The organism is Fictibacillus sp. 23RED33, assembly GCF_015903925.1.
GTDB lineage: Bacteria > Bacillota > Bacilli > Bacillales > Fictibacillaceae > Fictibacillus > Fictibacillus phosphorivorans.
The window spans coordinates 49,687-56,106 of record NZ_JACZDX010000014.1 but is presented as its reverse complement, the minus strand read 5'-3'; the positions used below and the strand labels follow the sequence as shown (position 1 = coordinate 56,106).

5 protein-coding genes and 2 tRNA genes are annotated in these 6,420 nt (G+C 42.2%); all 7 read left to right on the top strand.

Annotation, left to right across the window (positions count from 1 at the left end):
• Positions 1–730: 730 nt before the first annotated feature.
• Positions 731–1,879 (top strand): trans-sulfuration enzyme family protein, encoded by a 1,149-nt coding sequence (locus IHV09_RS21785; RefSeq protein WP_197265452.1) that lies wholly within the window; start codon positions 731–733, stop codon positions 1,877–1,879.
• 109 nt (positions 1,880–1,988) lie between these two features.
• Positions 1,989–3,368 carry an amino acid permease gene (locus IHV09_RS21780; RefSeq protein ID WP_197265451.1) on the top strand — a complete coding sequence of 460 codons (1,380 nt, stop codon included), beginning with the start codon at positions 1,989–1,991 and terminating at the stop codon, positions 3,366–3,368.
• Between the two features lie 141 nt (positions 3,369–3,509).
• Positions 3,510–3,586 (top strand) — tRNA-Met (locus IHV09_RS21775).
• Positions 3,587–3,693: 107 nt separating this feature from the next.
• Positions 3,694–3,769 (top strand) — tRNA-Asp (locus tag IHV09_RS21770).
• A 495-nt stretch (positions 3,770–4,264) separates the two neighbouring features.
• Positions 4,265–5,263: a thiamine-phosphate kinase gene (gene thiL / locus IHV09_RS21765; RefSeq protein WP_197265450.1), complete on the top strand. Its 999-nt coding sequence runs from the start codon at positions 4,265–4,267 to the stop codon at positions 5,261–5,263.
• 9 nt (positions 5,264–5,272) lie between these two features.
• Positions 5,273–5,725: a tRNA (adenosine(37)-N6)-threonylcarbamoyltransferase complex ATPase subunit type 1 TsaE gene (gene tsaE, locus IHV09_RS21760; RefSeq protein ID WP_197265449.1), complete on the top strand. Its 453-nt coding sequence runs from the start codon at positions 5,273–5,275 to the stop codon at positions 5,723–5,725.
• A complete protein-coding gene (gene tsaB / locus IHV09_RS21755) occupies positions 5,725–6,420 on the top strand; it encodes a tRNA (adenosine(37)-N6)-threonylcarbamoyltransferase complex dimerization subunit type 1 TsaB (RefSeq protein ID WP_197265448.1) in 696 nt (231 codons plus the stop codon). Before tsaE ends, tsaB begins: the two co-directional genes overlap by 1 nt.

The window sequence follows — 6,420 nt, the reverse complement described above, 5'->3', positions numbered from 1 at the left end:
GTGTTTTTTAAAAAGATAGAAAAGAAGAAAGGTGGTTTGGCGATTGCCAAACTTCTGATTATGGGGGCTGGGGATGGAAGGCTCGGGGGTATGGCGCTTGGTTCTGGCTGAGAGCGGTTGTCGAGAATTAGCGAACGGCCTTTATTTTTGCTTTTAGACTTAATTGTGGTCTGTTCCGACTTAATTCGCTCTCATTTCGACTTAATTTTTCTTATTTAGACTTAATCCGAGCCAGGAGATACCCATCGTGGTATTCGTGGGACGCGCACTTAACGCTTAAAACCCCCTCACAACCCTCAAAATACGAAGAAGATGGCCAAAAACCATCTTCCACCTCGCGATATTCTACAGCAAAAAGCTCTAAAATCCACCCCAAAACCCTCAAGCAGCTCCTACAACCAACATCCAAGCCAAAACCTCACTTAAAAACATCAGATGCCACACACAAATCCCCTAATCAGCTCTCCCTATCAACTCCACTCCACATAATTTCACGGTAAACGTGATTTTATTCACGGTAATACTCCATATATTCACGGATAAGCTTCATAATTTCACGGATAATACTTTTTATCGAATTTTCGACAACTACACCCACTAGCTAATACTTAAAACTACGCCAGCAACTAACTAACACACAACACACACACTAACCAACATTTCTCTACACAATATCCCACCAATTTTATGCTAAACTAAAAGATAAAAAACAATGGGGAGGCCATATATCATGAAGAATGTTCATTTTGATACATCCAGCGTACATGCAAGTGGTCATAATAGTGTGAAGTCTGTAAGTAAGATCAATCCGATCTATCAGACATCAGCTTTTTCTTTTAACGATTTAGACGACCTAGAGGATTATTTTAGAGGAAAGAACGATTACTTATATACACGTATGAACAACCCCAACCAAAACGATTTTGCGAATGGTGTCGCAAACCTTGAACAAGCTCCTGCCGGTGTTGTGACATCATCCGGTATGTCAGCCATTTTAGTTGGTATCTTAGCGGTCGCACAAGTTGGTGATCATATACTAGCATGTGATGATTTGTATGGCGGCACCTATCAGCTTCTTTCTGATGACCTCAAAAGCTTTGGAATCGAAACGACGTTCGTTTCATTCAAGGACCTAGATGAGGTTAAACGAAACATCCGTAACAACACAAAACTCATTTATTCAGAATCCATAACAAATCCTTTATTGCGTGTAGAGAATCTAGAGGGACTTGTTGCTCTTGCAGAAGAACATAATCTTACTACGATGATTGATAATACATTCGCCACACCTTATGTACTTCAGCCGTATACGAAAGGTGTCGATCTTGTTGTTCATAGTGCGACGAAATATTTAAATGGACATAGCGACGTGACAGCAGGTGTAGTAGTAGGAAAAGAGGAGTTAATCGCAAAAGCTCAAGCGAAAATGATTCACCTGGGCTGTAATCTAGGACCGTTTGATGCGTGGTTAGCATCCAGAGGATTGAAGACGTTAAGCGTGCGTATGGAGCGTCATATCTCGAACGCCACAGAATTAGCGAACCAGCTTAAACAGACAGAGGGAATTAAAACCGTCTACTATCCAGAATACGTGAGTGAAAACGGAAATTCATCAATTGTTACGATCGAACTCGACGAGAAAAGCAGCGTGCATACGTTCTTTAAGTCATTGGATTGGGTTCATATCGTTCCAACGCTTGCTGGTGTAGAAACTACGGTCTCGTATCCACTCGGAACTTCTCACCGTTCACTACCAGCTGAAACATGTGAAAAATTGGGGATCAATAAGAATGTAATCCGAATATCTGTGGGTATTGAAAATATTGAGGATATCGTAACTGTCTTTAAAGAAGCTGCCAAAAAAGCCCTGTTACAATAGGGCTTTTGGGCTTTTTACTGTAATAAAAACGAATTGTTTCTTTTTGTCGAAATGTGATATGATACCTGAGTGAAAGCGCTTCATCATATACATCAAGGGAGGCATAAAAATGAAGCCAAAACAAGAATTACATCGTGGGCTCGAAGAACGACATATTACACTTATGTCACTCGGGGCCGCTATTGGAGTGGGCTTATTTTTAGGGTCAGCTTCAGCAATTGAAATGGCGGGGCCAGCAATTTTATTAGCATATGCATTAGGCGGATCTGTAATGTTCATCATTATGCGAGCGTTAGGTGAGATGGCGATTCATCAACCTGTTGCCGGATCTTTTAGCCGTTATGCTAAAAACTATATTGGACCACTAGCCGGTTATTTAACAGGCTGGAACTATTGGTTCTTATGGATCGTAACATGTATGGCTGAAATCACAGCCGTAGGTATTTATATGAAGATGTGGTATCCAGATGTACCTGTGTGGATCTGGGCACTATCAGCACTCGTGATTATGGCGAGCATCAACTTGCTTGCGATAAAAGCGTATGGAGAGTTTGAATTCTGGTTCGCACTTATCAAGATCGTTGCCATCGTATTGATGATTATTACTGGTTTAGGCATGATACTATTTGGTTTTGGTAACGGTGGAGTTGCAACAGGGATCAGTAACCTTTGGGAAAATGGCGGTTTTGCACCAAACGGCATACAGGGAATCCTCATGTCTATGCAGATGGTTATGTTTGCATTCTTAGGAATCGAGATGATCGGTGTTACAGCAGGTGAGGTTAAAAATCCTGAAAAATCTTTAGCAAGAGCCGTAAACTCTGTATTCTGGCGTATCCTGATTTTCTACGTAGGGGCATTATTTGTTATCATGTCCATCTATCCGTGGGATCAGATCGGAACGCAAGGGAGTCCGTTCGTTCTTACTTTTGAAAAAATCGGTATCGGACAAGCTGCTGGTATCATTAACTTTGTCGTACTAACTGCGGCATTATCCAGCTGTAATAGTGGAATATTCAGCACAGGACGCATGCTTTTCAACCTGGCTGAACAAAAACAAGCACCAGCTAAACTTCATAAAGTAAGTAAAACGGGCGTACCATCTGTAGCTGTATTAGTTTCAGCCGGAGCACTTCTGATTGGAGTCGTGTTAAACTATCTTGTTCCTGAAAAAGTATTCGTGTGGGTAACAAGTATTTCAACATTCGGAGCGATCTGGACTTGGTCGATTATTCTTGTGTCTCAGCTTAAGTTCCGCAGAAGCTTAAGTAAAGAAGAAAAGAAAACATTGAAATTTAAAGTTCCGTTCTTCCCCTATGGATCATATATCGCACTAGCTATTCTAATCTTTGTTGTCGGACTCATGGCATACTTCCCAGATACACGTATCGCCTTGATCGTAGGGCCTTGTTGGTTGATCTTATTAACAGCGATCTACTATTTAAAAGGGTTCAACAAACGTCCTGAGAATAACGATAAAGTGGCATAAAATAGAGGGCACAGGAAATAAATAAAATTTCTTGTGCCTAATATTTTTAAAACACTTGCATCATACTAAGATACATGATATATTAATAAATGTCCGAAACAAGTTGTTATCTAAACCAGAGAAAACAACATTTTATAACGTCGCGGGGTGGAGCAGTCTGGTAGCTCGTCGGGCTCATAACCCGAAGGTCGCAGGTTCAAATCCTGTCCCCGCAACCAATTTAAATTTCATGAACTACGTCGAGTAAACGTCTAGCCATGAAATATCGGGAGTGCCCATTGGGTGCAACCAATTAAATTTACTACATCAAATTACATACTAAGCTGGACCCGTGGTGTAGTGGTTAACATGCCTGCCTGTCACGCAGGAGATCGCCGGTTCGACCCCGGTCGGGTCCGCCACTTTTAAAAACGAAACAAGGTTTCGTGTTTTTTTATGTCTAAAAGTAAGTTAAACTAATATACAACTGTCACCTTAGGAGTTTTATTATAATCCTAAGGCTTTTTTATAATTTGAATTGTCTTTAAGTTTATTCTTAGCTGTTTTTTAAGCTGTTGTTTCCGCTCCAGGTGCTTCGCTTTCCGCGGGGCAGGCGGTGAGCCACATTCCTAATGTTTCACATTTAAGTGTCTCACCTGTCTAGTTGCAGTGGCTAAGCCCCTCGAGGTCAAAATTAAACGGTCCAGAAGGCAAATTACGCCTTCCTAGCCCATTCACCTTTTGCTGGTCGGAGCTGAACGAGCCACTTCCACTTTTTCGGACTGCCCACCTGTCCCGCAGGAGTCTCACACCTTGCACTCCAATCAACTTAATCATTGAAGTCTTTTTGAAAAAAGCTAACAGCAATGATCTATTTAGAAAACAAACTAAAGTAAAGACCAGAGAGGAGCACATCCATGATTAAAGATGAATTTGAATGGATCAACAGCATCACGCCTCGGCACTTTTTTCAAAAAGAGGTGGTTCAAGGTATCGGTGATGATGCTGCTCTTTGGTCGGTGAATGAAGAGATGGATCAAATCGTTTGTGTCGATACAATGGTAGAAGGCGTTCATTTTACAAGGAATACGTTATCTCCTTATCAAGCAGGCTTTAAAGCACTTGCTGTGAACGTGAGTGACATTGCTGCGATGGGTGGTATTCCGCAGTTCTACCTCGTCTCGATCGCGATTCCTTCAGAATGGACAGAGGAAGAGCTGCAAGAGATCTATCGTGGCATGAGCGAACTCGCAATGAAATATAAAATGGATCTTATGGGTGGAGATACCGTTTCTACAAAAGGACCGTTAGTATTATCAGTGACGGTTATTGGAAAAGTAGAAAAGGGTAGATCTTTATTAAGAAGTAACGCGAGACCAGGAGACTCTGTATTTGTAACAGGAACAACTGGAGAATCAGCGGCAGGACTCAACGTTCTGCTTGGAAAAACAAGGCATGCTGATTTTAAGGCAAATGAAGAAAAATGGATAAGTCAGCATCAGATGCCCCTTCCACATATCGAGCAAGGAAGACTTTTCGCAGGAAGCGGTTTTCGCATTTCCTTAAACGATGTTAGTGACGGAGTAGCGAGTGAATTGAATGAGATCGCTGAAGCAAGTAACGTTTCCATTCATATAGAAAGAAACAGTCTGCCTGTTAGTGAGTCCTTAAGAGATTTACCAGAGGCGGACGTGCTCAACCACCAGTTGTTTGGTGGGGAAGATTATGTGCTTGTTGGGACGGCGTCAGAAGAAGATTTTAAGGTGCTGTCAGATACTTTCAAACAACATGCACTGCCGTTTTATGAAATCGGTAAAGTTGGAGAAGCTGGTAAGGCAGAAGTCTATCTTCACAAACAGGACGCCAAGCCTGAACTTCTTACGAAAAAAGGATTTAATCATTTTAGGGAAAGGTAAGGGGAAGTCATGAGTACTTATCAATACGAAACAAAGTCAGCGGAAGAAACGATGTCTTTTGCCGAAAAGCTGGGCTCACTTCTTCAAAAAGGAGATGTACTCACACTGGCTGGAGATCTTGGAGCGGGAAAGACGACTTTTACAAAAGGACTCGCAAAAGGGCTCGGAGTGACCCGTACAGTGAACTCTCCTACTTTTACCATCATTAAAGAATACAGCGGTCGACTTCCGCTATATCATATGGACGTGTACCGATTAGAAGACTCGGACGAAGATCTAGGATTTGACGAGTACTTTTCGGGAGAAGGCGTTTGTGTGGTCGAGTGGGCCGTATTTATAGAAGACTATTTACCAGAGGAAAGACTTGAACTCGTTATCTCACATAAAGGCGACGATGAGCGCGAGATTCAATTAAAACCTATCGGAAGCAGATACGAAGAACGCGTTAAGGAGATTATGTAATGAAAGTTCTTGCAATAGATACATCCAATCTTGTGATGGGGATCTCGGTATTGGATGAAGGAAAAGTGCTCGGTGAGTATATTACAAACTTAAAAAAGAATCATTCGATACGAGTGATGCCCGCGATTGAAGAAGTGTTAAAAGAGACCGGGGTAAAACCTGCAGAACTTGATCGCATCGTGGTGGCGAAAGGACCAGGATCTTATACAGGTGTCAGAATCGGTGTAACGATCGCAAAGACACTTGCGTGGACGCTGAAAAAAGAACTCGTTGGGATCTCGAGCCTTGAAGTGCTCGCTCAGAGCGGGAAATACTTTGATGGCTATACGGTTCCATTATTCGATGCGCGCCGCACGCAGCTCTTTACGGGGCTTTACGGAAGAAATGATTCAGGAGAGTTTCAAAATCTTTGGGAAGACGGAATCATCTTATTAAAAGATTGGTTGGACAAGCTTCAAGAGCTAGATAAAAAGATATTATTCGTCGGGAACGATTTACCTCTGCACCAAGAGACGATTCAGAACGTGTTAGGCGATCAAGCTGTTTTTGGACAAGTATCCGATCACAATCCGCGTCCAAGCGAACTCGGACGTATCGGTATGACGAGCGAACCGGTTGAAATCCATTCGTTTACTCCAAGCTATCTTCAGTTGGCAGAAGCAGAAGTGAACTGGCTGAAGTCACAGGGGAAGTAG

Excerpts from the sequence above, each read along its gene's own strand:
- IHV09_RS21785 (WP_197265452.1), top strand. The coding sequence starts at position 731 with ATGAAGAATGTTCATTTTGATACATCCAGCGTACATGCAAGTGGTCAT.
- IHV09_RS21780 (WP_197265451.1), top strand. The coding sequence starts at position 1,989 with ATGAAGCCAAAACAAGAATTACATCGTGGGCTCGAAGAACGACATATT.
- thiL (WP_197265450.1), top strand. The coding sequence starts at position 4,265 with ATGATTAAAGATGAATTTGAATGGATCAACAGCATCACGCCTCGGCAC.
- tsaE (WP_197265449.1), top strand. The coding sequence starts at position 5,273 with ATGAGTACTTATCAATACGAAACAAAGTCAGCGGAAGAAACGATGTCT.
- tsaB (WP_197265448.1), top strand. The coding sequence starts at position 5,725 with ATGAAAGTTCTTGCAATAGATACATCCAATCTTGTGATGGGGATCTCG.